This is a genomic window from Pseudomonas sp. PL-6 (assembly GCF_054110165.1).
On the sequence record NZ_CM134189.1, the window covers coordinates 3,310,974 to 3,336,954 of the forward strand.

Consider the following 25,981-nt stretch of genomic DNA (forward strand, 5'->3'; position numbering starts at 1 on the left):
GCAGCGGTTGTTGGGTATCGCTGCGCTCAACCCAACCTACGCAAGCGGTCACAGCTGCGGCAGCACCGGGGTAGTGACGCGCACCTCGGCGTTCTGCGCGCGATGACGCAGCAGGTGATCCATCAGCACTATGGCCATCATCGCCTCGGCGATGGGGGTGGCGCGAATGCCCACGCAGGGGTCGTGGCGACCCTTGGTGATCACCTCCACCGGGTTGCCGTCGACGTCGATCGAGCGCCCCGGCGTGGTGATGCTGGAAGTGGGTTTGAGCGCCAGGTGGGCGACGATCGGCTGGCCGCTGGAAATGCCGCCGAGGATGCCGCCGGCATTGTTCGACAGGAAGCCTTCGGGGGTCAGCTCGTCGCGGTGCTCGGTGCCACGCTGGGCGACGCTGGCGAAGCCAGCACCGATCTCCACGCCCTTGACCGCGTTGATGCTCATCAGCGCGTGGGCCAGTTCGGCGTCGAGGCGGTCGAAGATCGGCTCGCCGAGGCCCGGCATCACCCCTTCGGCGACCACGGTGATCTTCGCGCCGACCGAATCCTGGTCGCGGCGCAGCTGATCCATATAGGCCTCGAGCTCGGGCACCTTGTCCGGGTCGGGGCTGAAGAAGGCGTTCTGCTCGACGCTGTCCCAGGTCTTGAACGGAATCTCGATGGGACCGAGCTGGCTCATATAGCCGCGCACCACGATGCCCTGGGTCGCCAGGTATTTCTTGGCGATGGCGCCGGCGGCCACGCGCATGGCAGTCTCGCGCGCCGAGCTGCGGCCGCCGCCACGGTAGTCGCGGATGCCGTACTTGTGGTGGTAGGTGTAGTCGGCGTGGGCCGGGCGGAACAGATCCTTGATCGCCGAGTAGTCCTTGGACTTCTGGTCGGTGTTGCGGATCAGCAGGCCGATGGCGCAACCAGTGGTCTTGCCCTCGAACACCCCGGAGAGGATCTCCACCACGTCGTCTTCCTGGCGCTGGGTGGTGTGGCGGCTGGTGCCCGGCTTGCGCCGGTCGAGATCGCGCTGCATGTCCTCCAGCGACAGCTCCAGGCCCGGCGGACAACCGTCGACTATGGCGACCAGGGCCGGGCCATGGCTTTCGCCGGCGGTGGTGACGGTGAACAGCTTGCCGTAGGTATTGCCGGACATGGGAAGACGCTCCGCGAAATTCAGCCCCGACCTGCCGCTGCGCAGGCCGCTTAACGAGGTGGGCGAGTATACCCGCGGCGACCTTGCAGTTCACCCCGAACCTTGGTCGGCGACCGGCGTCCAATGCCGGTCTGCCACCACCCTGCCCCGATCATGCTGCGAACCCTGCTCTTGTCCCTTGCCCTGATAACCGGCCTGGCCCAGGCCAACACCACACGACAACTGCCCATCAGCCTGGACACCGACCAGGGCACCCTGTACGGCAGCCTGCTGGTGCCGCAAAGCGACGAGCCGGTGCCGGTGGCGCTGCTGATCGCCGGCTCCGGCCCCACCGATCGCGACGGCAACAACCCCGAGGGCGGCCACAACGACGCGCTGAAGAAGCTGGCCCAGCTGCTGGCGCGCCACGGCATCGCCAGCCTGCGCTACGACAAGCGCGGCGTGGCCGCCAGCCGTGCCGCCACGCCCGACGAACGCGACCTCAGCATCGAACGCTACGTCGCCGATGCCGAGGCCTGGGGACGACTGCTCGAGGGCGATCCGCGCTTCGACCGGCTGATCCTGATCGGCCACAGCGAAGGCGCGCTGATCGCCAGCCTGGCCGCCGCCGGCAGCGGCGCCGAGGCGCTGGTATCGATCGCCGGCCCCGCCTACCCCATCGGCCAGGTGCTCGACGCCCAGCTGGCCATGCGCCTGCCGCCGCCGCTGCTGGCCGACAGCCGGCAGATCCTGGCCAGCCTGATCCGCGGTCAGGAGCAAGCCGAGGTGCCCAAGGCATTGCAGGTGCTATTGCGCCCCAGCGTGCAGCCCTACCTGATCAGCCTGCTGCGCCAGCGTCCGGCCGAGGCCTTCGCCGCGCTACGGATTCCGGCGCTGATCGTGCAGGGCAGCCACGACGCCCAGGTGGGTCTCGACAACGCCGTGGCATTGCAGCAGGCGAAGCCGGATGCCGAGTTGGCGCTGATCCCCGGCATGAACCACGTGCTGCGCATCACTCCGCTGCCCTGGCACGAACAGCTGGCCTCCTACGACGATCCGCAGCTACCCTTGGCCCGCGCCCTGGGCGAACGCATCGTCGCCTTTATTCGCTCCAGTGCGAGGCAAAGCGGCCGATAACCTGCCTACACAGCAGTTTCAGCTTTAGCGCACAGGCCCCCACATGAGCGAGCAACCCGCCTCTCCCCCCGCAACCGCGCCGGTCGACGCCCAACAGAGCGGCGAAGCGCCGGCCGCCCCCCATCCCTGGGCCGACCTGCCGGCCGAGCAGTTCAGCCTGCTGCGCCTGGCGCCGTTGCCGGTGGATCGCGACACCGGCCCACGGCCGCTGCGCTTCGTCCAGCTCGGCCGGGTCGAACGCCATGCCAAGGACCTCAGCCTGCTGCGCCTGAGCCTGCAAGTGCCGGGGCAGCGCCTGCACCGCGAGCAGAACCTGCTGGAGGTCTGGGCCGATCATCAACGCAAGGAGGTGCGCTTCGGCCCGGACAAGGGCCTGAGCGTGGAGCCGGCCAACCGCGGCCTGGGGCGCTTCCTGCTGGCCCAGGGCATCGCCTGGGCGCGCAAGCAGTACGCCCATTACCAGGTCGAGGGCGGCGCCCTGCCGACCAAGGACAACTTCAACGAAGCGGCGCGCGCCCGCCGCGACCATGCCCTGAAGGCCCAGGGCTTTGCCATCGAATACAGCGACCCGCTGCAGCTCAAGCCGTTCTACAGCGCGCCGCGGGTCAGTTCGCTGCACGGCGACTGGCAGACCGAGAAGGTGCAGATCATCGAGCTGCTGGACGCCGCCGCCATGCTGCAGCAGGCCGATCAGAGCCTGCGCGAGCAGGACGTGCAGGTGCGCAAGCTGGAGGAGAAGGTCGCGCGATTCAGGCGCGAGGACAGCGGCCTACGCTTCACCATCAGCTGCCTGGTGGCCTTCTGCCTGTTCCAGGCCGGGCTGCTGATCTGGATCGCCACGCGGTAGAGTCATTGTCGGATCATCGTAGGGTGGATGGCGCTTCACCCATCCACCGATCAGGTCATCGTGGTGGATGAAAAAAGCGTCATCCACCCTACGCCTGTCCGTCGTCAGCCGTGCGAATCAGCCCTCGACCCGCGAGCGGAACAGCGCCTGATGCTCGCGGCACTGCTGGGCCGCCAGCAGGAACACGCCGTGGCCGCCGCGCGCGAACTCCAGCCAGGTGAAGTCCACCTCCGGGTACAGCGCCTCGACATGCACCTGGCTATTGCCCACCTCGACGATCAACAGGCCGCGCTCGGTGAGATGGTCGGCGGCCTCGGCCAGCATGCGCCGCACCAGGTCCAGCCCATCGTCGCCACAGGCCAGGCCCATGGCCGGTTCGTGCTGATACTCGGCCGGCATGTCGGCGAAATCCTCGGCATCGACGTAGGGCGGATTGGAGACGATCAGGTCGAAGCGCTGCCCCGGCAGCCCGGCGAAGCCGTCGCCCTGCACGCAGTAGACGCGCTCTTCCAGACCATGGCGCTCGATGTTCTGGTTGGCCACCTCCAGCGCCTCGAACGACAGATCGGCCAGCACCACCTCGGCCTCGGGAAACTCGTAGGCGCAGGCGATGCCGATGCAGCCCGAGCCGGTGCACAGGTCGAGCACCCGCGCCGGCTCAGCCGGCAGCCAGGGGGCGAAGTGCGCCTCGATCAGCTCGGCAATCGGCGAGCGCGGCACCAGCACGCGCTCGTCGACGACGAAGGGCAGCCCGCAGAACCAGGCCTCGCCGAGCAGGTAGGCGGTGGGCACGCGCTCCTCGATGCGGCGCTTGAGCAGCGCCTGCAGATGGGCGTGCTCGTCGTCCTCCAGGCGGCAGTCGAGGTAGGCATCGGACATTTCCCAGGGCAGGTGCAAGGCACCGAGCACCAGTTGGCGCGCCTCGTCCCAGGCATTGTCGGTGCCATGGCCGAAGAACAGTTGCTCGGCCTGGAAACGGCTGACGGCCCAGCGGATGTAGTCGCGCAGGGTGCGTAAACGGGTAGCGGGGAGGGTCACGGGCGATCTCCGGGTGAAAACGGCGCAGTTTAGCCCAGGGTAGGCACGGGGCGCATGGCCATAAATAAATGCCGTTAAGTCGTAGTTCGACTGCTGCCAGACGAGGGGTCACATCGTTATAATTTGCAACGATTTCTTAACCCTTCCTATCCCTTCCTAATGAGAACCCCCAATGGTCATCGACCCCTTCTCGCTCACGGGCTTGCTCGTGCTGGCGATATTCCTTATTGGCATGACGCTGATAGTTTTTGAAGCACAACTGGAGATGGATAAGTTCAAGCCGGCCATGTTCATGATGTCCGGCCTGATCGTCATCGGCGTCCACTACGCCCTCACCGACCCCAACGGCTTCCAGTATTTCCTCCACGCACAGAGCGAGACCAAGGAGGAATTGTTCGGCCTGATCGCCTTCATGGCCTTCATGTGGATGGTGGTCGAGCTGCTCAACGAGCGAAACGTGTTCACCGCACTGAACGGCTACCTGCTGCGCAAGGGCCTGGGTGCGCGCGGCATGTTCTGGGCCACCGGCGCGCTGTCGGCAACCCTGTCGCCCTTTCTCAACAACTTCACCACGGCGATGATCTTCGGCAAGACCATCACCAGCATTTCCAGCCACCAGCGCTACACCCACGTGGCGCTGTGCAACATCGTGGTGGCGTCCAACTCCGGGGTCTGGTTCCTCGGCACCTCCACCAGCCTGATGGTGGTGCTGGCCGGCAAGATCAGCATCGCCGGCCTGCTGCTGCTGATCCCCTCGGCGCTGATCGGCTGGATGCTGTGCGCCGCCACCCTGCAGCTGTTCTACCTGAACAAGCTGCAAGGCCAGCAGCTGATCCGCAAGGTCGACGCCAACGAGAGCCGGCTCAAGCCGGGCGGCGCCGGTCTGGCGCTGGTGGGTTTCATTGCGGTGATCGGCGCGGTGCTGTGCAACATCGTGCTCAAGGTCGGCATCGAGTTCGCCATCGGCATCGGCCTCGGCCTGGTCGCCCTGTACAGCTGGCTGCTGACCCGCATGGGCATCGAGACGCGCTGGCACGAGCAGCTGCAGAAGGTGGAGTGGAACGCCCTGCTGTTCTTCATCGGCATCATCACCTCGGTGGCCTGCCTCAACCACGTCGGCTGGCTGTCCTACATCGCGCGCCTGTTCGAGATCCTCGATCCGACCCTGGTCAACGTGGTGCTGGGCGTCGCCTCCGGGGTAATGGACAACGTGCCGGTGGAAGCCGCGGCGCTGATGTCCAACCCGCAACTGGGCCTCGACCAGTGGGCGCTGAACGCGCTGATGGTGGGCATCGGCGGTTCGCTGACGGTGGTCGGCTCGGCCGCCGGGGTGATGGCCATGAGCCTGGACAAGAGCTACAGCTTCGGCGTGCACCTGAAGTTCCTGCCGGCGATCCTGGTCAACTTCCTCGGCTCGTTGGGCATCTGGTACCTGCAGTTCCAGTGGTTCGGCCTCGGCGGCTGAGGCCCTCGCGCAACAGCAAACGCCCCGCAAATTGCGGGGCGTTTTCGTTTGTAGGGCTGCTTGGGGACATAGCCAACGCTTAACGCGCCGGCATCGGCTGATCAGGGGCGCTCGCGCTCCTTGCGCGACCAGCCGGGCCCATCCGGCGGCCGGCGCAGTTCGCGCAATACGGCGATGGCCACGGCGATGGAGAACAGCAGCCAGAAATGCGGGGACAATTGCGAAAACAGCGACATGGGCAACTCCTTTTGCATGCGACCCCGAGTCCTTCGGGACGGTTCCGATTCTGCTCCGCGCTCCACGGCCGAGCAAGTAATGGCGCACAAGAGGTTCACAGCGCGCTCTGGCAAGCGGACAATGGCACATCATCACCATCAGCCAGGAGCCCGAGATGTCCCATCCGCAAACCATGTTCCAGCTCACCGGTCGTGGCCATGCTCCGGCCAGTCTGGGCAATGCGACCCTGCTGATCATCGATGCTCAGGAAGAATACCGCAGCGGCGTGCTCGCCCTGCCCGGCCTGGACGCCGCCCTGGCCGAGATCGCCAGCCTGCTGGCCGCCGCCCGCGCCGCCGGCAGCGCCATCGTCCACGTCAAGCACCTCGGCATTCCCGGCGGCCTGCTCGACCCCAGCGGCCCGCGCGGCCGCCACCTGCCCGAGGCCGCCCCGCTGGCCGGCGAGATCGTGGTGGAGAAACGCCTGCCCAACGCCTTCGCCGGCACCGAACTGCACGACCGCCTGCAGGCCCTCGGCCATCTCGACCTGATCGTCTGCGGCTTCATGACCCATTCCAGCGTCAGCACCACGGTGCGCGCCGCCAAGGACTATGGTTATCGCTGCACCCTGGTCGACGCCGCCTGCGCCACCCGCGACCTGCCGGCCCCCGATGGCAGCGTGATCGCCGCCGCGCAGGTGCACCGCATCGAGATGATCGCCCTGGCCGACAACTTCGCCACCCTGGTGCCGCAAGCCAAGGCGCTGATCTGACCGCCGTCACAGTGCCGCCAGCATGGCGGAACCCCGGCGCTAATGTCCGGTCATAGCGCCGACACCCCAAAGGAAATCGGCATGAAGCTGTCCGACGATTTCGATGCCCGCCGCCTGCGCCCGCGCCAGCCGAAACACTGGCGCCTGCGCATCGGTGCGGCGCTGGGCGCGCTGCTGGCCACCTTCGGCATCCTCCTGGCGATGGCCGGTATCGCCTCGCTGGCCGGGCGCGCCCCGGTGCTGGGCACGCTCAACGACTCCACCGGCGAAGCCGGCGTCCTGCTGCTGCTCGGCTTGCTGCTGCTGTGGGCCGGCATCGCCTTCTGGCGCCGCTGCCGCCGGCGCCTGCGCCAGCCGCACGACCTCGCCCTGTCGCCACATCTGCTGAAAAAGCGCGACTGAAACACCGCGAGCGGGCTAGAAAATAGCCTGGCGCTATTTTTTAACCTCGCCCAGCGATGGCCCGCAGGGTGGCCGCCAACAACGGCAGGCCATAAAAAATGGCCGGGAGCCATTTTTAACGTCGCGCAGCGACGGCCCGAAGGGTGGCCGTCAGGGATGGCAGGCCATAAAATGCCCATCTGTTTCGCGGAGCCACCGATGCAAGACGACGACTTTTCCCTGTTCCAGGCCGAGCTGCGCGGCGTCAAGCCGCTCAAGCACGACCGCGCCGACACCGGCAAACCCAAGCCCGATCGCCAGCAGTTCAGCACCCTGCGCCAGGCCGCCAGCATCAGCCAGGGCGAGATCAAGGTGGACGGCCTGTCCGACCAGTTCGTCATCGACGTCGGCGCCGAAGACGCGCTGTACTGGGCCGGCAACGGCGTGCAGGAAGGCCAGATGCGCAAGCTCAAGCTCGGCCAGATCCCCTTCGACGGCAGCCTCGACCTGCACGGCATGAGCGTGGAGAAGGCGCGCGACACGCTGTGGGAGTTCCTCGCCGAAGCCGCCAAGCTGGAGGTGCGCTGCGTGCGCGTGACCCATGGCAAGGCGGTGCGCATGGACGGCCGCCGGCCGATGATCAAGAGCCACGTCAACACCTGGCTGCGCCAGCACCCGCAGGTGCTCGGCTTCGCCTCCTGCCTGGCCAAGCACGGCGGCACCGGCGCGTTGTACATCATCCTCAAGCGCACCATGATGGACGGCCGCGACGAGTAACCTGCCCGGCCCATGATTCTGGCGCCCGGCGCTCTTGCCAGGCGCCCATCGGCGCCCTACCCTGCGCCCTTCGATACCCAACAGGATTTTCCATGTCCCTGGAACAACACTACACCGCGATCCTCGGCCAGCTCGGCGAGGACGCCTCTCGCGAAGGCCTGCTGGATACCCCCAAGCGCGCGGCCAAGGCCATGCAGTACCTCTGCCGCGGCTACCAGCAGACACTGGAGGAAGTGACCAACGGCGCGCTGTTCAGCTCCGACAACAGCGAGATGGTGCTGGTCAAGAACATCGAGCTGTACTCGCTGTGCGAGCACCACCTGCTGCCGTTCATCGGCAAGGCCCACGTCGCCTACATCCCTAACGGCAAGGTGCTCGGCCTGTCCAAGGTGGCGCGCATCGTCGACATGTACGCCCGCCGCCTGCAGATCCAGGAAAACCTCAGCCGGCAGATCGCCGAGGCCATCGAACAGGTCACCGGCGCCCTCGGCGTGGCAGTGGTCATCGAGGCCCAGCACATGTGCATGATGATGCGCGGCGTGGAGAAGCAGAACTCGTCCATGGTCACCTCGGTGATGCTTGGCGAATTCCGTGAAAACCCGGCGACCCGCAGCGAATTCCTCAGCCTGATCGGCTAAGGCGCAGCCCCCCACCACGACGGCCGTTCACGACGCTGAACGGCCGTCGGCATTTCAGGAGTAGAAACCATGTTGCTCAAGGCCCTTCGCATTGGCCTCGGCCAGATCGTCGTTTTCGTCGACTGGATCAGCCGCCCGCGTAAACTCCAGCGCAGCGCCGCGGCGCAGGCCGAGGTGGAACGCGCCAGCGCCGACCTGGCGCTGTACCAGTTCCACGCCTGCCCGTTCTGCGTCAAGGTACGGCGCAGCCTTCACCGCCTGAACCTGCCGGTGCAACTGCGCGATGCCAAGCACGACGCCGAGCATCGCCAGGCCCTGGAACGGCAGGGCGGCCGCATCAAGGTGCCCTGCCTGCGCATCGAGGAAAACGGCCAGAGCACCTGGCTGTACGAGTCCAAGGCGATCATCGCCTATCTGGAGCAGCGCTTCGCCGGCTGAGCGTTCAGACGGCTCTGCACTCAAGCACTGATGCCCCCTCCGTCAGCCCCTCGCCCCTTCGGGGAGAGGGAAACTTATTTATCGAGCGAAGGGCATTGCCCAGTACGGCAAAGCTTTTCGCAGGAGCCGGCTTGCCGGTGATGCTTCTGCGTAGGGAACCGCCGGCAAGCCGGCTCCTGCAACATCAGGGCTCGACGCCGTAAGCCTTGAGCTGTTCGAGAAACTGCGCTTCGTCCAGCACCTTCACGCCCAGCTCGCTGGCCTTGGCCAGTTTCGAGCCGGCGCCCGGGCCGGCCACCACGCAATGGGTCTTGGCCGACACCGAACCGGCTACCTTGGCGCCGAGACCTTCCAGCTTGCCCTTGGCCACATCGCGGCTCATCAGTTCCAGGGTGCCGGTCAGCACCCAGGTCTGCCCGGCCAGGGGCAGACCTTCGGCGACCTTCTTCTCGCAGCTCCAGTGCATGCCGAAATCCAGCAACTGCTGCTCGATGGCGCGGGCCTTGGCGACCTTGGCCGGGTCGGCGAAGAATTCGCGCACGGCCTGCTTGGCCTTTTCGTTGAGCCCCTTGAGCACCGACAGGTCCAGCCAGTCCTGACTGAGTTCGATGACATGCTCCAGGCGCACGGCATTCTCCGCATTGCTCACGCCGGTGGCAGCCAGACGTCTGATCGCTTCATCGACCAGCTTCTGGGCGCCGGTCGCGGCGACCGAGGCGATATTCAGTTTGCCCAGCAGCTCGGCCAGGCTGGCGCAGGCGGTGAACTCCGCGCTCAGCCCGGCATCCTCGCGCAATACGCCGAGCGGCGCGTCGTTGTCATAGACCAGTTTCTCCAGCACGGCCTGGTTGTGGGCGTCGGCGAAGAAGCTGTGGATCTCGTGCGCCACTTCCAGGCCCACGTCCGGCAGCCAGGTCAGCACCTCGGGCAGCGCCTGCTGGATGCGCGCCAGCGAGCCCAGGGCGCGGGCCAACAGCTTGGCGGTTTCCTCGCCAACATCGGGAATGCCCAGGGCGTAGATAAAACGCGCCAGCGTCGGCTTGCGGCTATCGGCGATGGCCGCCAGCAGGTTGTTGCTGGACAGCTCGGCGAAGCCTTCGAGGCCGACGATCTGCTCGAAACTCAGGGTGTAGAGATCGGCCGGCGAACTCACCAGGCCCTCGTCCACCAGTTGCTCGACGCTCTTCTCGCCGAGGCCCTCGATATCCATGGCGCGGCGCGAGACGAAGTGGATGATCGCCTGCTTGAGCTGCGCCTGGCAGCTCAGGCGGCCGATGCAGCGGTACACCGAGCCCTCGCTGAGGCTCTCCTTGCCCTTGCTGCGCTTGACCAGCTGGGTGCGCTCCACCGCCGAACCGCATACCGGGCACTGCTCGGGAACCCGAACCGGACGGGCATCGGCCGGGCGCCGCTCGGGCACCACGGCCATGACCTGGGGGATCACGTCGCCGGCGCGGCGGATGATCACCGTATCGCCGATCATCAGCCCCAGGCGCGCCACCTCGTCCATATTGTGCAAGGTGGCGTTGGCCACGGTGACGCCGGCCACCTTGACCGGTTTGAGCCGCGCCACCGGCGTCACCGCGCCGGTGCGGCCGACCTGGAACTCGACGTCGAGTAGCTCGGTGAGCTCCTCCTGCGCCGGGAACTTGTGGGCGATGGCCCAGTGCGGCGTGCGCGCGCGAAAGCCCAGCTGCTGCTGGTCCTCGATGTGGTTGACCTTGAACACCACACCGTCGATGTCATAAGGCAGCTCCATGCGCCGCTGGCCGATATCGCGGTAGTAGTCCAGGCAGGCTTCCACGCCCTTGGCCAGCTTCAGCTCGCGGCTGATGGGGATGCCCCAGGCCTTGAGCTGCTCGAGCATGCCGATCTGGGTGGCCGGCAGCTCGCCGCTGACCTGGCCGACGCCATAGCAGCAGAACTCCAGCGGGCGGCTGGCGGTGATCCTCGGGTCAAGCTGACGCAGGCTGCCGGCCGCGGCGTTGCGCGGATTGGCGAAGGTCTTGGCGCCGGCCGCGGCCTGGCGTGCGTTGAGTTCGTCGAAGCCGGCCCTGGGCATGTACACCTCGCCGCGCACCTCCAGCACCTGCGGCCAGCCCTCGCCCTGCAGGCGCAGCGGTACGTTGCGGATGGTGCGCACGTTGGCGCTGATGTCCTCGCCGGTGCTGCCGTCGCCACGGGTGGCGCCGCGCACCAGTTGGCCGTGTTCGTAGCGCAGGCTGACGGCCAGGCCGTCGAGCTTGGGTTCACAACTGTACTCCACCTCGGCGCCGCCGCCGAACAGGTCGCCGCCGGCAAGCCCCAGGCCACTGCGCACGCTGCGGTCGAAGGCACGCAGGTCATCCTCCTCGAAGGCGTTGCCCAGGCTGAGCATGGGGATCTCGTGGCGCACCTCGCCGAAGGCGTCGAGCGCCTCGCCGCCGACGCGCTGGGTCGGCGATTCGGGGGTCACCAGTTCGGGATGCTCGGCCTCCAGCGCCTGCAGTTCGCGAAACAGGCGGTCGTACTCGGCGTCGGGAATACTCGGCTGGTCCAGCACGTAGTAGCGGTAGTTATGCGCATCCAGTTCGTTGCGCAGTTCGGCGATACGTTGGGCGGCATTCCGTTGGGCGGCGTCGGTCATCTTCGGTCTCTCAAACGAAAAGAGCAGCCTGAGCTGCTCTTTTGCAATGCGGTTGCTGTCAGCGCTTGTGGGTCAGCTGCCGGCGCTCGAACTCGACGATGCGCTGGCGGTAGTGCTCGATGGTCTGCGCGGTCATCACGCTGCGCTGGTCATCCTTCAGCTCGCCGCCCAGTTCGTGGGCCAGCTTGCGCGCCGCGGCAACCATCACGTCGAAGGCCTGCTTGGGATGACGCGGGCCGGGCAGGCTGAGGAAGAAGCTCACCGCGCGGGTGCTGAAGCCTTCGATGTCGTCCAGGTCGAAGGTGCCGGGCTTGAGGGCGTTGGCCATGGAGAACAACACCTCGCCGTTGCCGGCCATGCTCTCGTGGCGGTGGAAGATGTCCATCTCGCCGAAACGCAGGCCGCTTTCGAGGATGTTCTGCAGCAGTGCCGGGCCCTTGAAACCGATGTCGTCGCGGGCGACCACGTTGATCACCAGCACTTCCTCCACCGGCGCAGCCTCGGCGGCCGGCTTGGCGGTTTTCTTCGCATCCTTGGCTTCGACTTCGTCGTCGACCGGGTTGAGCAGGGTCGGCACCGGCTCGTCGACCGCCAGGTTGAGGTCGCCCTGCTGCGGCTCGCTGCGAAGACGACGCGGCAGATCCTTGGCGCTCATCGATGGCAGGTCGTCCTCGTCCAGTTGCGGTTCGAGGTCGCGCTTGATCACCCGCGGCGGGCTGAGCAGATCGGGGTCGCCGTCGTCATCGGGCATGTTGGCGAAACTACGGTCGAGCTTGAACTTCAAGCGCCCCTTGCCGCCACGCATGCGCCGCCAGCCGTCGAACAGAATGCCAGCGATAACGATGATACCAATAACGATCAGCCATTCGCGCAGACCGAATTCCATGAAATACCTAACCCCTAAAAATTCTGGTGAAGAAAGATCCAGTCAAACGGACCCTGACTCGACTATAAACGCGGCGCCAACTCCATGTTCTATCTGACGTTTTCCGCGTGTAACAAAAGTGGGCAATAAGCTAGCACGACGAAAGGCAACTTTACACCGGCACCCACATGGAGTTTTGCCTGTGTTCAGCCAGCCCGGCAACATCATGCCTCCACCATGGCCAGCGCCTCCTCGACGTCCACCGCCACCAGGCGCGAGCAGCCCGGCTCATGCATGGTGACGCCCATCAGCTGATCGGCCATTTCCATGGCGATCTTGTTGTGGGTGATGTAGATGAACTGCACCGTCGCCGACATCTCCTTGACCAGGCGCGCATAGCGCCCGACGTTGGCGTCGTCCAGCGGCGCATCCACTTCGTCCAGCATGCAGAACGGCGCCGGATTGAGCTGGAAGATGGAAAACACCAGTGCCAAAGCGGTCAAGGCCTTCTCTCCGCCGGAGAGCAAATGAATGGTGCTGTTCTTCTTGCCCGGGGGCCGCGCCATGATGGTTACACCGGTATCGAGTAGATCTTCGCCGGTGAGTTCCAAATAAGCGTTGCCGCCACCGAAAACTTTTGGAAAGAGTGCCTGCAGACCGCCATTGATCTGATCGAAGGTGTCCTTGAAACGGTTGCGCGTTTCCTTGTCGATCTTGCGGATGACGTTTTCCAAGGTGTCCAGCGCCTCGACCAGGTCGGCGTCCTGCGCATCCAGGTAGCGCTTGCGCTCGGACTGCTGCTGATACTCGTCGATGGCTGCCAGGTTGATCGGCCCGAGCCGGGCGATGCGCGCGGCCATGCGCTCCAGCTCTTCTTCCCAGGCGCTCTCGCTGGCCTCGGCCGGCAAGGTGGCGATCACCCCGTGCAGGTCGTAGTGGTCCTCGGCGAGCTGATCGGCCAGGGCCTTGCGCCGCACGTTGAGCGACTGCCAGTCCATGCGCTGCTGCTCCAGCTGGCCACGCAGCAGTTGCGCCTGCTGCTCGGCCTGGCTGCGGCGCTTCTCGGCGTCGCGCAGTTCGCGGTCGGCGTCTTCCAGGGCCAGACGCGCCTGGCGCAACTCTTCGTCCACCGCCATGCGTCGTTCCAGCAGTTCCTCGAGCTTGATGCGCAGCTCCTCCAGCGGCGCCTCGCCTTCTTCCAGATTCAGCGACAGCTGCTCGCGCCGCTCATGCAGGCGTTCGGCCTGCAGTTGCAGGCGCTCCAGCGCCTGGCGGGTGGAGTCGTGCTGCGCCCTGAGCGAGCCGACCCGCACCGCCAGCTGATGGGCGTGATCCTTGTGCTGGCGCGCCTCCTGGCGCACCCGGTCGAGGCGTTCGCGCAGGCTGTCGCGGCTGGCCAGCAGGCTTTCGCGCTGCTCGTTATCCAGCGCCATGGCGTCCAGCGCGTCCTGCAATTGCAAACGGGCTTCGCCCAGTTGTTCCTGCTCGATCTCGCGCTGCTCGGCGGCTTCCTGCAGCTCACCGTCCAGACGGCGGCGGCGCAGGCCCAGCTGCTCGGCCTTGGCCTGGCTGGCGGACAGCCGCGCCTTGAGCTCGCCCAGCTGGCGGCTGCTGTCCTGCAACTGGCGACGCTGCTGTTCGCGCAGCTCCTCCTGGCGGCGTTGCTGGTCGCGTAGCGCCAGCAGGCGCTCGTCCAGTTGCGCCAGGGCCGCTTCACGCTTCTCGCACTCCAGCTGCAGGCGTTCCAGCTCCTGGCCGCGGGCCAGCACGCCGCTGTCGGCCTCGGCGGCGCGGCGCACACGCAGGAAATGTCGGCCGACCCAGTAGCCGTCGCGGCTGATCAGGCTCTCGCCCTCGGCCAGCTGGGCGCGAGCCGCCAGGGCCTGCTCCAGCGACTCCACCGGGCGCACAGCGGCCAGCCAGGGCGACAGGTCATGCTTGGATTCGATTTTGTCCAGCAGGCTGCCGGCGTGGCGCGCACCGCCCGCAGCCGGGCTGGCCAGGCGCAGTTCGCCCTGCTGAAGCGCGCTGAAATCCAGCCCGGCAAAATCATCCAGCAGCACCGCCTGCAGGTCGGCGCCGAGCACAGTTTCCACCGCCAGCTCCCAGCCGGCTTCCACGCGCAGGCCTTCGGCCAGGCGCGGACGCTGCTGCAAGCCCTGCTCGCGCAGCCAGTCGCCGGCGCCCTGCCCCGGATCGAGCGCGGCCTGTTGCAGCGCCTCCAGCGAAGCCAGGCGACCGTTCAGCCGTTGTAACTCGCCCTGGGCCTGCTGCTGAGCCTGGCCGGCCTGCTGCAGCTCCTCGCGCAGCTGCTGCAGGCGCTCGGCCTGCTGCTCTTCGGCTGCCTGCAGCGACTCCTGCTCCAATTCGCCAGCCGCCAGCTGTTCGTTCAGTTCCAGGATCGCGGCGTCTTCGGGGTCGGCCGCCAGTTGCTGCAATTCTTCGCCCAGGCGGCGCTGGCGTTCGGCCAGACGTTCCAGGCTCTGCTCCAGCTGAGCGATGCGCGACTGCTGCACCTCGGCCTGCCGGCGCGGCTCGGCGCTGCGCTGGTTGAAGCCGTCCCACTGCTCCTGCCAGCCGTGCATGGCGGCCTCGGCCTCCTCCAGGCCGGCGGCGGACTCCTCGGCGGCGGCGGCGGTCAGCTCCTGCTCGGGCAACAGCATTTCCAGCTCTTCGCCCAGGGTGGCCAGCAGCGTGCGGTCATGGCCGAGGTGGGATTCGGTTTCCAGGCGCGCCTTTTCCGCCTCGCGCAAATCGTCCTGCAACTGGCGCAGACGCTGCTGGCCGTGCTGGATACTCTGCTCGACGCGGGCGATATCGCCACCCACCGAGTAGAAGCGCCCCTGCACCAGGTTGAAGCGCTCGCTCAGTTCGTGGTGGCCGTCGCGCAGGCGCTCGATAGCGGCATCGGCGCTGCGCTGCTCGGCCACCAGCGCCTCGAAAGCCACTTCCTGGTCGCCGATCACCTGTTCGCGGCTGCCGACCTGCTGGTTCAGGGTCTGCCAGCGCAGGGCCAGCAGCTGGGCCTTGAGCTGGCGTTCCTCGGCCTTGTATTCCTGGTACTTCTCCGCCGCCTGGGCCTGACGGTGCAGGCGTTCGAGCTGGCGTTCCAGCTCTTCGCGCAGGTCGGTCAGGCGCGCCAGGTTTTCCTGGGTGCGGCGGATGCGGTTCTCGGTCTCGCGGCGGCGCTCCTTGTACTTGGAGATGCCGGCGGCTTCCTCGATGAAGTTGCGCAGCTCCTCGGGCTTGGCCTCGATCAGCTTGCTGATCATGCCCTGCTCGATGATCGAGTAGCTGCGCGGCCCTAACCCCGTTCCCAGGAAGATGTCGGTGATGTCGCGGCGGCGGCACTTGGTGCCGTTGAGGAAATAGGTGTTCTGCCCGTCGCGGGTCACCCGGCGGCGGATGGAGATCTCGGCGAAGGCGGCGTACTCACCCACCAGCGAATTGTCGCTGTTGTCGAAGATCAGCTCGATGGAGGCCTGGGTCACCGGCTTGCGCGTGTTGGAGCCGTTGAAGATGACGTCGGTCATCGACTCGCCGCGAAGGTTCTTCGCCGAACTCTCGCCCATCACCCAGCGTACGGCGTCGATGATGTTGGACTTGCCGCAGCCGTTGGGCCCGACCACCGCCGCCATGTTGCTGGGAAAACTGACGGTCGTCGGGTCGACGAAGGACTTGAAGCCGGCCAGCTTGATGCTTTTCAGGCGCATCGGGGCTTAGCGCTCGGCCAGGGTCGCCAGCACCAGCTGGCAGTTGTGCTGACCGTAAGCCAGCAGCACCTCGCGGGCGCGGCCGTGGTCGCGGGCGATGATCGCCTGCAGCAGGCTGGCGAAGGTATTCATGAACTGACCCATCTCGCCTTTGCGCCGCTCCAGCGCCAGGTGATAGGTGCGGCTGATGGCCGGCAGCAGGTTCTCCAGGGTTTCCTGCAGGTAGGGGTTGTCGGCGAAGGGAAAGGCGGCGCGCATCACGTCGAAGCTGTTCTCGACGAAGGCGCCGATATCGCCGCGCTGCAGGCTGTCCAGCAGGCGCTGCTGAATGTCGACGAAGGGCGCCAGATCGCTTTCCGCCTGCCAGCGCTCGATCACCGCGCGGGCCAGCAGGATATACAGCTCGATCACCAGGCCGTAGAGGCTCTGCACCTTGTGCGGGGTCAGTTCGGTGACCTGGGCGCCGCGACGCGGCAGGATCACGATCAGGTGGCGACGCTCGAGAATCAGCAGCGCCTCGCGCACCGATCCGCGGCTGACGTTGAGCGCCTGGGTGACCTTCTGCTCCTGGATGCGCTCGCGCTCCTTGAGCTCGCCGCGAATGATGCGTTCGGCCAGGTAATGGGCAATTTGCTCGGCGAGGCTGTCCGGGGCCTTGAACGTCATGACATTCCTTATTTGCGTCGATCCAGGGGCAGGCGGTCGAGTCTGAGAGCCCCGCCATTGCTGGGCGGCGGCGGAAAATCGAGCGGCGAGTGTAACACAGGGTGTTACCGGGCCAAGCGCCCCGGCGGGCGGCTTTCTGATCTAAAGGTGGGCCCCGGACGGCTAGTCTCGAAAACAGATTGTCCTACAATCAGACATCAGTACCCACCACGATAACAAGCCGGAGCCGCCCATGTTCGAACGCCTGCCCTCCCCCTGGATGATCGCCCTGAAGAAGGTCGGCTACTGGATCTGGCTGGTGCCGGTGCTCGGCATTCCGCTCAGCTACTACTGGTCGCTGGGCAGCGCCCACGCCGACGCCTGGGCCTGGCTGGTGATCACCGTGGTGTTCGGGGTGATTCCGCTGCTGGATTTCGTGGTCGGCCGCGACCCGGCCAACCCGGAGGAAAGCAGCGAGGTGCCGGCCCTGGAAGCCCAGGGCTACTACCGCCTGCTGAGCCTGGCCACGGTGCCGCTGCTGCTGGCCATGCTGCTCTGGAGCGGCTGGGTGTTCGTCAACTACCAGGCCTGGAGCTGGCTCGGCCAGCTCGGCTGGGTGCTGTCGGTCGGCACGGTGATGGGCGCCATCGGCATCACCGTGGCGCACGAACTGATCCACAAGGATCCGCAGCTGGAACAACGCGCCGGCGGCCTGCTGCTGGCCGCGGTGTGCTACGCCGGCTTCAAGGTGGAGCACGTACGCGGCCATCACGTGCACGTCTCCACCCCCGAGGACGCCTCCTCCTCGCGCTTCGGCCAGAGCCTGTACGCCTTCCTGCCGCACGCCTACAAGCACAACTTCCTCAACGCCTGGACGCTGGAGGCCGAGCGCCTCAAACGTCGCGGCCTGCCGGCCCTGCACTGGCGCAACGAGCTGATCTGGTGGTACGCCATCAGCGCCCTGTTGCTGCTCGGTTTCGGCCTGGCGTTCGGCTGGCTCGGCGCGCTGTTCTTCCTCGGCCAGGCGGTCATGGCCTTCACCCTGCTGGAGATAGTCAACTACGTCGAGCACTACGGCCTGCACCGGCGCAAACTGGACAACGGCCGCTACGAGCGCACCAACCCGCATCACTCGTGGAACAGCAACTTCCTGCTGACCAACCTGTTCCTCTTTCACCTGCAGCGCCATTCCGACCACCACGCCTACGCCAAGCGTCGCTACCAGGTGCTGCGCCACTTCGACGACAGCCCGCAACTGCCCAACGGCTATGCCGGGATGATCGTCCTGGCGCTGATTCCGCCGCTGTGGCGCGCAGTGATGGACCCCAGGGTGCGCGCCTACTACGCCGGCGAGGAGCACCAGCTGAGCCAGTCGCAGCTGGCCCAGCCCTAGCCGGCGAAGGCCTGGCAACCTGCTAGCAGGCTGTTGAGAAACTACCTGCGTTGCCATCGCGGCGTTAAAAACAGGCTCAAAATGCTCATTTACAGCTCGTAAACTCCGCTTTTTCGCCTGTTTTTGCCTTGCGCTGGCTGCCTCGCCTACGTTTTTCAACGGCCTGCTAGTGCGCCGCCGGCTCCTGCAGCTCGGCGGCGCCCTTGAAGAACACCAGCATCAACGCCACGCCGGCGCCGAGCAGCGGCAGCACGGCCACCAGCATCAGCAGCACGCTGACCAGCATCAGGCCGCCGACCAGGTCGAGCCAGGCCATCACCCGCAGCGCCGGATAGGGGTAGTCGACCTTGAGCAGGCGTACACCGAGCCAGGCGGTGCAGGCGCCCATCAGGCAAAGCACGCCGATATAGCTCGCGGTCGGCCAATCCAGGGCGGCGAACAGGCGCTCGCCGAACAGAGCATCGAGCGCCTCCAGCAGCAGGGTCACCGCCACCAGCGCCCAGATCGGCACGCCCAGCCCCCTGGCGGCGAAACGCGCCTCGGCGAAGGCCTTGAACCGCAGCAGCAGGTAGCAGCCGAGCAGCACCAGCGCCAGGTTCAGCCAGTCGGTGTAGGCCAGCAGCAGCTGCGCCTCGCCCTCCTCCAGCAGGCCGCTGGCCACCAGCAAGCCAAACATCAGGGCGTTGGTCAGCACCGAGACCAGCGCCAGCCAGCCGAGCACCTGCAGCTGGCGCGCGCTCCAGCCCTGCAGGCGGGGGGCGCGTGTCGCGTCGAGCAGGTCCGCCTGCGGCGCGCTATAGGGGTTGTCCGGTTGCATCGGGCCTGTCCTGATCCGGGAAAACCCCGAGGCTAACCAGGCGCGCGACGCTTGACCAGACTGTACGGTTCAACCCGCAGGTGGCTGTACCGCGACGCCGCCCCGGCGGCGCCATAGGCTGATGGCCTGTCACCGGAGAACCCCCATGACCGCCGAACTCTTGCTCGCCTTCGTCGCCTTCGCCTTCGTCACCTCGGTCACGCCTGGGCCCAACAACATGATGCTGCTCGCCTCCGGGGTGAATTTCGGCGTGCGCCGCAGCATCCCGCACATGCTCGGCATCAGCCTGGGCTTCATGCTGCTGGTGGCTGCGGTGGGGCTGGGGCTGGGCCAGCTGTTCGAGCGCGTGCCGGTGCTGCACCAGGTGCTGCGCTACGTCGGCGCCGCCTATCTGCTCTACCTGGCCTGGAAGATCGCCCAGGCCGGCGCGCCGCAGGGCAGCGCCAGATCGGCGGCCAAGCCCTTCACCTTCCTCCAGGCGGCGGCCTTCCAGTGGGTCAACCCCAAGGCGTGGATCATGGCCATCGGCGCCATCACCACCTACACGCCGCAGGACGGCTTCGTCAGCAACGTGCTGCTGATCGCCGCGCTGTTCGCCCTGGTCAACTGCCCCAGCGTCGGCCTGTGGACCGTGGCCGGCAGCCTGCTGCGCAGCTGGCTGGACAATCCGCGTGCGCTGCGCGCCTTCAATATCGGCATGGCGTTACTCTTGGTCGCCTCGCTCTACCCTATACTCGTCGACACGGGACTGTTCTGATGCAAGACGCCGCCCCCGCCCGCCTGCGCCCGCTGGCGGACACCTCCACCTCGGCCGTGGTCGCCGGCTTCATCGCCATGCTCACCGGCTACACCAGCTCGCTGGTGCTGATGTTCCAGGCCGGCCAGGCCGCCGGCCTGAGCAGCGGGCAGATTTCCTCGTGGATCTGGGCGCTGTCGATCGGCATGGCGCTGTGCTGCATCGTGCTGTCGCTGCGCTACCGCGCGCCGGTGATGATCGCCTGGTCCACCCCCGGCGCGGCGCTGCTGATCACCAGCCTGCCGCAGGTGTCCTACGGCGAGGCCATCGGCGCCTATATCCTGGCTTCGGGGCTGATCGTGCTGATCGGCCTGACCGGCACCTTCGACCGCCTGATGCGGCGTATCCCCGCCTCCATCGCCGCCGCCCTGCTGGCCGGCGTGCTGTTCAAGATCGGCCTGGAAATCTGCGTGGCCGCCGAGCAGCAGCCCGTGCTAGTGGTCGCCATGCTGCTCGCCTACCTGTTCGGCAAGCGCCTGTGGCCGCGCTACGCGGTGCTCGCCGCGCTGATCGTTGGCAGCATGCTGGCCGGGGTCTTCGGCCTGCTGGATTTCAGCGGCTTCCAGCTGCAGCTGGCTACGCCAGAGTGGACCACGCCGAGCTTCTCCCTGGCCGCCGCCATCAGCATCGGCATTCCGCTGTTCATCGTCGCCATGGCCTCGCAGAACCTGCCGGGCATGGCCGTGCTGCGCGCCAACGGCTACGAGGTGCCGGCCTCGCCGCTGCTGACCAGCACCGGCCTGGTGTCGATCCTGATGGCGCCGTTCGGCAGCCACGGCATCCATATGGCGGCGATCAGCGCGGCGATCTGCGCCGGCCCGGAAGCCCACGAAGACCCGCGCAAGCGCTACACCGCGGCGGTCTGGTGCGGGGTGTTCTACGGCATCGCCGGGATCTTCGGCGCCACCCTGGCGGCGCTGTTCGCCGCACTGCCGGCGGCGCTGATCCTGTCCATCGCCGCGCTGGCGCTGTTCGCCTCGATCATCGGCGGCCTGACCCAGGCCATGAGCGAACCCAACGAGCGCGAGGCGGCGCTGATCACCTTCCTGGTCACCGCCTCGGGCATGAGCCTGCTCGGCGTCGGCTCGGCGTTCTGGGGCATAATCGCCGGCCTGCTGACCCTGGCGATTCTCAACGCTGGCAAGCGTTGAGGTCGCGCAGGGTGGATGATGCTCTTTTCATCCACCCTTGGCGTCAGAAGTGGTGGATGGATAAAGCGCTAGCCACCCTACGCACTACGCCCGCTCCCCCGGCGCCACCGGCCCTGTCAGCTCGGCGCCGTGCACGCGGTTGACCCACAGGCCGAACAGCGCCGCGGTGATGAACATGATCAGGCTGTAGATGGCCGCCGGAATGGCCATGGTCGGGTTGTTCAGCAGCGCCGGGCTGAGCGCCAGGGCGATGGCCAGGGTGCCGTTGTGGATGCCGATCTCCATGGCGATGGCGATCGCCTGGCGCAGGTTGAGCTTGAGCAGGCGCGGCACGCAGTAGCCCACCGCCATGCTCAGCAGGTTGAAGGCCAGCGCCGCACCGCCCACCGCCGGGGCGTAGTCGACGAAGGTGCGCCAGTCCTTGGCCACCGCCAGCAGGATGATCAGCAGCAGGAACAGCGCCGAGACGATCTTCACCGGTTTCTGCATGCGCTCGGCGAAACCGGGGAAGCGGCTGCGCAGCCACATGCCGATGGCCACCGGACCGAGGACGATGGCGAACACCTGCACCACCTTGGCGAACTGCAGCGGGATGGCCTGCTCGGCGGTCATGAAATAGGCCAGCGACAGGTTGACGATCAGCGGCATGGTGAGGATCGCCACCACCGAGTTGACCGCGGTCAGGGTGATGTTCAGCGCCACGTCGCCATGCGCCAGGTGGCTGTAGAGGTTGGCCGTGGTGCCGCCCGGCGAGGCGGCCAGCAGCATCAGCCCCACCGCCAGCGCCGGCGCCAGGCCGAAGGCCTTGGCCAGGAAGAAGCAGGCCAGCGGCAACAGCAGCAGCTGGCAGGCCAGGCCGATCAGCACGGGTTTGGGGAATTTCGCCACCCGGGCGAAGTCCGCCAGGCTCAGCGACAAGCCGAGACCGAGCATGATGATGCCCAGGGCGGCGGGGAGAAACAGCGTCAGCAGGGGATCGGCGGTCATCAGGGTTATCGCTCCGGTTGAACCTGGCAGGATTTTGCGCAGTCAGGGCCACCCAACGCAGTGGCCCTGCGAGCCAACGATAGCCCAGGGGCGTCGCCAAACGCCGAGTTAGAGGCTCAGATTGCGGTAGCGCCGCCATCCACCGCCAACGCATGGCCGGTGGTGAAAGCCGCGTTGTCGCAGCACAGGTAGAGCACGGCGGTGGCGATCTCCTCGACCTTGCCGATGCGCCCGACCGGGTGCATGGTGGCGACGAACTCGGCCTTCTTCGGGTCGGCCTCGTAGGCGCGACGGAACATGTCGGTGTCGATCACCGCCGGGCACACGGCGTTGACGCGGATTTTCTTCTTCGCGTACTCCACCGCCGCCGACTTGGTCAGGCCGATCACCGCATGCTTGGAGGCGGCGTAGATGCTCATCTTCGGCGCCGCGCCGAGGCCGGCCACCGAGGCGGTGTTGACGATGGCGCCGCCGCCCTGGGCCAGCAGCAGCGGAATCTGGTGCTTCATGCACAGCCACACGCCCTTGACGTTGACGCCCATGATGGCGTCGAACTCGGCCTCGCTGCCCTCGGCCAGCTTGCCCTTCTCTATCTCGATGCCGGCGTTGTTGAAGGCGTAGTCGAGGCGGCCGTAGGCGGCGATCACCGCTTCCATCAGCGCCTTGACCTCGGCGTCACGGGTCACGTCGCAGCGCACGAAACGCGCCTCGCCGCCGGCCGCACGAATCAGCTCGACGGTGCCCTCGCCGCCCGCGGCGTCGACGTCGGAAACCACCACCTTGAGGCCCTCGGCGGCGAATGCCAGGGCAGTGGCGCGGCCGATGCCGGCGGCGCCGCCGGTGACCAGGGCGACCTGGCCGGAGAAGGTCATGCTCATATCTGCTTCCTCGCAGCGATTGAAAGTCGCGACGAGTCTAGCCAGCGCGCCGGGCGGCGAGCAGCACTATCAGGCTTTGGAGTGCAGGATCATGCAGGGAACTGATAAAGGCCCGCGGGCCTTTATCAGTCGGATGGATGCAGCGCCCAGATCAGGCGCCGAGTTCGGCCACCACCGCAACCAGCGCCTGCGCCGGATCGGCGGCCTGGCTGATCGGCCGGCCGATCACCAGGTAGTCGGAGCCGGCGTCCAGCGCCTGACGCGGGGTGAGGATGCGTTTCTGGTCGTCGGCGGCGCTGCCGGCCGGGCGGATACCCGGGGTGACCAGCTGCAGGCGCGGTTGCGCGACCTTCAGCGCCTGCGCTTCCTGCGCCGAGCAGACCAGGCCGTCGAGGCCGGCTTCGGCGGCCAGGCCGGCCAGACGCAGCACCTGCTGCTGCGGCGGCAGGTCCAGGCCGATGCCGGCCAGGTCCTGCTGCTCCATGCTGGTCAGCACGGTGACGCCGATCAGCAGCGGCTTGGGCCCGCTGAGCTTGTCCAGTTCCTCGCGGCAGGCGGCCATCATGCGCAGGCCGCCGGAGCAGTGCACGTTGACCATCCACACGCCCAGCTCCGCCGCGGCCTTGACCGCCATCGCCGTGGTGTTGGGGATGTCGTGGAATTTCAGGTCGAGGAACAGCTCGAAACCCTTGGCCTGCAGCGCCTCGACCACCTGCGGGCCGCAGCGGGTGAACAGCTCCTTGCCCACCTTGACCCGGCACAGCGCGGGGTCGAGGCGGTCGGCCAGGGCCAGGGCGGCGTCACGGCTGGGGAAGTCGAGGGCGACGATGATCGGGGTCTGGCAGGCGGGCATGGCGGGTCTCGGCAGGTCAAAAACGCCGCGCATTGTAGCGCAAACACAGGCCGCCGGAGCGGCGCCCCGGCATAGGCTGGATGACGCGTTGTTGATCCTCCCTTGTCGAGCCCTGGCGGATTGTGCTCATGGCCCGGATCAAGCGCAGCGCTTGGCAACAGTCCCCCAGGTTGCATCTGAGCGGCTAGGGACTCAGTCCTCTTCCGGCGTCGCCCGGTATTCGCGCGCCAGGCGCTGCTGCACCTCGACCGGTACCTGCTCGTAGTGGCTGAGCGCCAGGCTGTAGCTCCCCTGCCCGGCGGTGATCGCCTTGAGCCGTCCGGCATAGCCCTCCAGCTCGGCCAGCGGCACCAGGCCGCGCACCAGCAGTTGGTCCGGGCCCAGCGAGTCGGTGCCGAGCACCTGGCCGCGGCGGCTGGTCAGGTCGGAGGTGATGTCGCCCAGGCGGCCCTGCGGCGCCACCACCTCGATGTTGACCAGCGGCTCCAGCACTATGCCACCGGCGGCCCGCAGGGCCTCGAGCATCGCCCGCCGGCCGGCGGCCTGGAAGGCCACGTCCTTGGAATCCACCGGGTGGCTCTTGCCATCGTGGACGCAGACCCGCACGTCTTCCAGCGGGCAGCCGGCCAGGGGGCCGGCGGCCAGCACCGAGCGCACGCCCTTCTCCACCGAGGGAATGAACTGCCCGGGGATCACCCCGCCCTTGATCTGGTCGACGAACTCGAAGCCCGCGCCACGCGGCAGCGGCTCGATGCGCAGGTACACCTCGCCGAACTGGCCGGCGCCACCGCTCTGCTTCTTGTGCCGGTAGTGGCCCTCGGCCGCGCGGCTGATGGTCTCGCGGTAGGGCACGCGCGGCGGGCGGGTCTCCACTTCCAGCTTGTAGGTACCGGCCATGCGATCGAGCAGGTAGCGCAGGTGCAACTCGCCCATGCCGCGCAGCACCGTCTCCTGGGTGTCCTGGTGGTAGTCCAGGCGCAGGCAGGGATCCTCGGCCAGCAGGCGTCCCAGCACCTCGGCGAGGCGCTGCTCGTCGCCGCGGCGCTTGGCCGCGACGGCCAGCCCCTGCATCGGCTGCGGCAGGGGCAGCGGCTTGAACTGCAGCGCATCCTCGTCGTGGGAGTCGTGCAACAGCGCGCCGAACTCCAGGTCCTCCACCTTGGCCAGGGCACCGAACTGGCCGGGCAGCAGCTGCGCCACCTCCTCGTAACGCCGGCCCTGCGGGCGCAGCAAGTGACCGACCTTGACCGCCTTGCGCAGCGCACCGACGTACAGCTGGGCATCGCGCCGCAGCGTGCCCTGGTACAGGCGGAAGATGCCGAGTTTGCCGACGAAGGGATCCATCACCACCTTGAACACCTGGGCCAAGACATGGCGATCGGGCTCGGCCAGCGTGGCGAAGGCCTTGCCGCGCTCGTCGAGAAAAACCGGCGGATTGCCCTCCAGCGGGTTGGGCGCCAGCTTCTCCAGCACCTCGAGCAGCTCGACCACCCCGGCGCCGCTGCGCGCCGAGACGAAACACAGCGGGATCAGGTGGCCCTCGCGCAGGGCCTGCTCGAAGGGCGCGTGCAACTCCTCCGGGCGGATCACGCCCTGCTCCAGGTAACGCGCCATCAGCGCCTCGTCCACCTCGACCACCTGGTCCACCAGCGCCTGGTGGGCCTCGGCCACCGAGGAGAAGTCGGCCTGCCCCTCGGGGTTGAAGAAGCAGTCCACCACCCGGCGGGCATCGTCGGCCGGCAGGTTGAGCGGCAGCACCTCCTTGCCGAAGGCCTCACGCAGGGCGGCCAGCAGGCCGGGCAGGTCGACCCGCTCGGCGTCGATCTTGTTCACCACCAGCATGCGGCACAGGCCACGCTCGGCCGCCCAGGCCATCATGCGCCGGGTGCTGGGCTCGACGGCTGCGGCCTGGGCATCGACCAGCACCAGCGCGGTGTCCACCGCGGCCAGGGCCGGCAGGGCCTGGCCGACGAAGTCGGGAGAGCCGGGGGTGTCGACCAGGTTGACCTCGGCCGCGCCGTAGCAGAAATGCACCAGCGCCGACGCCAGCGAATGGCGGTACTCGCGCTCGAGGGGATCGAAGTCGCACTGGCTGTCGCCACGTTCCACGATGCCGGCCGTTGCGATGGCGCCGCTGGCCTGCAACAAGGCCTCGGCCAGGCTGGTCTTGCCGCTTTGAGCATGGCCCACCAACGCCACGCAGCGGATGGATTCGACGGCGGGATGGCTCATGGCGGCCTCCATGCTGGGCGGGGAATGCCTGAAGTATAGGCAGGCGCCGGCGCCCGCCAGGCCCCCTAGCGGTGCACCGCCATCGCCAATGCACCAGCCCGGCGCCCGTCCCGGGGCTACAGCCGCAGCCGGCGCGGCGCCGTAAAGCCTGGCACGGCCGCTGCACGGTAATCCCGTCGTTCTCCGCACGGGTTGCA

Annotated in this window: 23 protein-coding genes; 11 read left to right on the forward strand and 12 right to left on the reverse strand. The window is 67.3% G+C overall.

The genetic code is table 11. The features are described from left to right. Positions 1–48: 48 nt before the first annotated feature. Positions 49–1,140 (reverse strand): chorismate synthase, encoded by a 1,092-nt coding sequence (gene aroC / locus ACW9UL_RS14070; protein ID WP_021444391.1) that lies wholly within the window; start codon positions 1,138–1,140, stop codon positions 49–51. Positions 1,141–1,263: 123 nt separating this feature from the next. Between aroC and ACW9UL_RS14075 the strand changes: the two genes are divergently transcribed. Next, a complete protein-coding gene (locus tag ACW9UL_RS14075) occupies positions 1,264–2,256 on the forward strand; it encodes an alpha/beta hydrolase (RefSeq protein WP_457787386.1) in 993 nt (330 codons plus the stop codon). Positions 2,257–2,299: 43 nt separating this feature from the next. Continuing rightward, positions 2,300–3,103: a hypothetical protein gene (locus ACW9UL_RS14080; protein ID WP_457787387.1), complete on the forward strand. Its 804-nt coding sequence runs from the start codon at positions 2,300–2,302 to the stop codon at positions 3,101–3,103. 117 nt (positions 3,104–3,220) lie between these two features. On the opposite strand, the gene prmB is transcribed toward ACW9UL_RS14080, so the two are convergent. Continuing rightward, positions 3,221–4,141 (reverse strand): 50S ribosomal protein L3 N(5)-glutamine methyltransferase, encoded by a 921-nt coding sequence (gene prmB / locus ACW9UL_RS14085; RefSeq protein WP_021444178.1) that lies wholly within the window; start codon positions 4,139–4,141, stop codon positions 3,221–3,223. A gap of 232 nt (positions 4,142–4,373) precedes the next feature. On the opposite strand from prmB, the gene nhaD reads away from it, so the two are divergent. Further along, on the forward strand, positions 4,374–5,606 hold the full coding sequence (gene nhaD, locus ACW9UL_RS14090) for a sodium:proton antiporter NhaD (protein WP_457790963.1): 1,233 nt from the start codon (positions 4,374–4,376) through the stop codon (positions 5,604–5,606). 101 nt (positions 5,607–5,707) lie between these two features. Here the strand turns inward: nhaD and ACW9UL_RS14095 are convergent, their stop codons facing one another. Next, positions 5,708–5,842 (reverse strand): hypothetical protein, encoded by a 135-nt coding sequence (locus ACW9UL_RS14095; protein ID WP_021444180.1) that lies wholly within the window; start codon positions 5,840–5,842, stop codon positions 5,708–5,710. Between the two features lie 155 nt (positions 5,843–5,997). Between ACW9UL_RS14095 and ACW9UL_RS14100 the strand changes: the two genes are divergently transcribed. From ACW9UL_RS14100 to ACW9UL_RS14120, 5 genes are all read left to right on the forward strand, one after another. Then, complete coding sequence (locus tag ACW9UL_RS14100; protein WP_122107092.1) at positions 5,998–6,594, forward strand: cysteine hydrolase family protein; 597 nt, start codon at positions 5,998–6,000, stop codon at positions 6,592–6,594. Positions 6,595–6,675: 81 nt separating this feature from the next. Next, entirely contained in the window at positions 6,676–6,996 is a 321-nt protein-coding gene (locus ACW9UL_RS14105; protein ID WP_397496791.1) for a hypothetical protein, read from the forward strand. A 198-nt stretch (positions 6,997–7,194) separates the two neighbouring features. Beyond that, positions 7,195–7,752 carry a Smr/MutS family protein gene (locus ACW9UL_RS14110; protein ID WP_457787388.1) on the forward strand — a complete coding sequence of 186 codons (558 nt, stop codon included), beginning with the start codon at positions 7,195–7,197 and terminating at the stop codon, positions 7,750–7,752. A gap of 92 nt (positions 7,753–7,844) precedes the next feature. After that, on the forward strand, positions 7,845–8,390 hold the full coding sequence (gene folE, locus ACW9UL_RS14115; RefSeq protein WP_021445284.1) for a GTP cyclohydrolase I FolE: 546 nt from the start codon (positions 7,845–7,847) through the stop codon (positions 8,388–8,390). Positions 8,391–8,459: 69 nt separating this feature from the next. After that, the gene (locus ACW9UL_RS14120) at positions 8,460–8,828 is read left to right on the forward strand and encodes a glutathione S-transferase N-terminal domain-containing protein (protein WP_457787389.1); all 369 of its coding nucleotides are present in this window, start codon (positions 8,460–8,462) and stop codon (positions 8,826–8,828) included. A gap of 184 nt (positions 8,829–9,012) precedes the next feature. On the opposite strand, the gene ligA is transcribed toward ACW9UL_RS14120, so the two are convergent. The 4 genes from ligA to ACW9UL_RS14140 form a co-directional block, all read right to left on the reverse strand. After that, positions 9,013–11,454: an NAD-dependent DNA ligase LigA gene (ligA, locus tag ACW9UL_RS14125; RefSeq protein WP_457787390.1), complete on the reverse strand. Its 2,442-nt coding sequence runs from the start codon at positions 11,452–11,454 to the stop codon at positions 9,013–9,015. Between the two features lie 58 nt (positions 11,455–11,512). After that, complete coding sequence (gene zipA, locus ACW9UL_RS14130) at positions 11,513–12,340, reverse strand: cell division protein ZipA (protein WP_457787391.1); 828 nt, start codon at positions 12,338–12,340, stop codon at positions 11,513–11,515. A 203-nt stretch (positions 12,341–12,543) separates the two neighbouring features. Next, positions 12,544–16,032, reverse strand: a complete 3,489-nt coding sequence (gene smc, locus ACW9UL_RS14135) for a chromosome segregation protein SMC (RefSeq protein WP_457787392.1) — start codon at positions 16,030–16,032, stop codon at positions 12,544–12,546. A 6-nt stretch (positions 16,033–16,038) separates the two neighbouring features. Next, positions 16,039–16,698 (reverse strand): GntR family transcriptional regulator, encoded by a 660-nt coding sequence (locus ACW9UL_RS14140; RefSeq protein WP_021442184.1) that lies wholly within the window; start codon positions 16,696–16,698, stop codon positions 16,039–16,041. A 232-nt stretch (positions 16,699–16,930) separates the two neighbouring features. Here ACW9UL_RS14140 and ACW9UL_RS14145 point away from each other — a divergent pair, with 232 nt between their 5' ends. After that, the gene (locus ACW9UL_RS14145) at positions 16,931–18,070 is read left to right on the forward strand and encodes an alkane 1-monooxygenase (protein WP_457787393.1); all 1,140 of its coding nucleotides are present in this window, start codon (positions 16,931–16,933) and stop codon (positions 18,068–18,070) included. Positions 18,071–18,236: 166 nt separating this feature from the next. On the opposite strand, the gene ACW9UL_RS14150 is transcribed toward ACW9UL_RS14145, so the two are convergent. Then, positions 18,237–18,887, reverse strand: coding sequence for a hypothetical protein (locus ACW9UL_RS14150; RefSeq protein WP_021442186.1), 651 nt, complete (start codon positions 18,885–18,887; stop codon positions 18,237–18,239). 145 nt (positions 18,888–19,032) lie between these two features. Between ACW9UL_RS14150 and ACW9UL_RS14155 the strand changes: the two genes are divergently transcribed. Next, the gene (locus tag ACW9UL_RS14155; protein ID WP_397496797.1) at positions 19,033–19,644 is read left to right on the forward strand and encodes a LysE family translocator; all 612 of its coding nucleotides are present in this window, start codon (positions 19,033–19,035) and stop codon (positions 19,642–19,644) included. Beyond that, positions 19,644–20,834 (forward strand): benzoate/H(+) symporter BenE family transporter, encoded by a 1,191-nt coding sequence (locus ACW9UL_RS14160; RefSeq protein WP_457787394.1) that lies wholly within the window; start codon positions 19,644–19,646, stop codon positions 20,832–20,834. Before ACW9UL_RS14155 ends, ACW9UL_RS14160 begins: the two co-directional genes overlap by 1 nt. Before the next feature lie 84 nt (positions 20,835–20,918). Here ACW9UL_RS14160 and ACW9UL_RS14165 read toward each other — a convergent pair whose 3' ends face one another. The 4 genes from ACW9UL_RS14165 to fusA form a co-directional block, all read right to left on the reverse strand. Then, positions 20,919–21,821 (reverse strand): bile acid:sodium symporter family protein, encoded by a 903-nt coding sequence (locus ACW9UL_RS14165; RefSeq protein WP_021442189.1) that lies wholly within the window; start codon positions 21,819–21,821, stop codon positions 20,919–20,921. 116 nt (positions 21,822–21,937) lie between these two features. After that, positions 21,938–22,699 (reverse strand): SDR family oxidoreductase, encoded by a 762-nt coding sequence (locus ACW9UL_RS14170; RefSeq protein ID WP_122107116.1) that lies wholly within the window; start codon positions 22,697–22,699, stop codon positions 21,938–21,940. Positions 22,700–22,850: 151 nt separating this feature from the next. Then, entirely contained in the window at positions 22,851–23,552 is a 702-nt protein-coding gene (pyrF, locus tag ACW9UL_RS14175) for an orotidine-5'-phosphate decarboxylase (protein WP_021442191.1), read from the reverse strand. Between the two features lie 192 nt (positions 23,553–23,744). After that, positions 23,745–25,784: an elongation factor G gene (gene fusA / locus ACW9UL_RS14180; RefSeq protein WP_457787395.1), complete on the reverse strand. Its 2,040-nt coding sequence runs from the start codon at positions 25,782–25,784 to the stop codon at positions 23,745–23,747. Positions 25,785–25,981 lie beyond the last annotated feature (197 nt).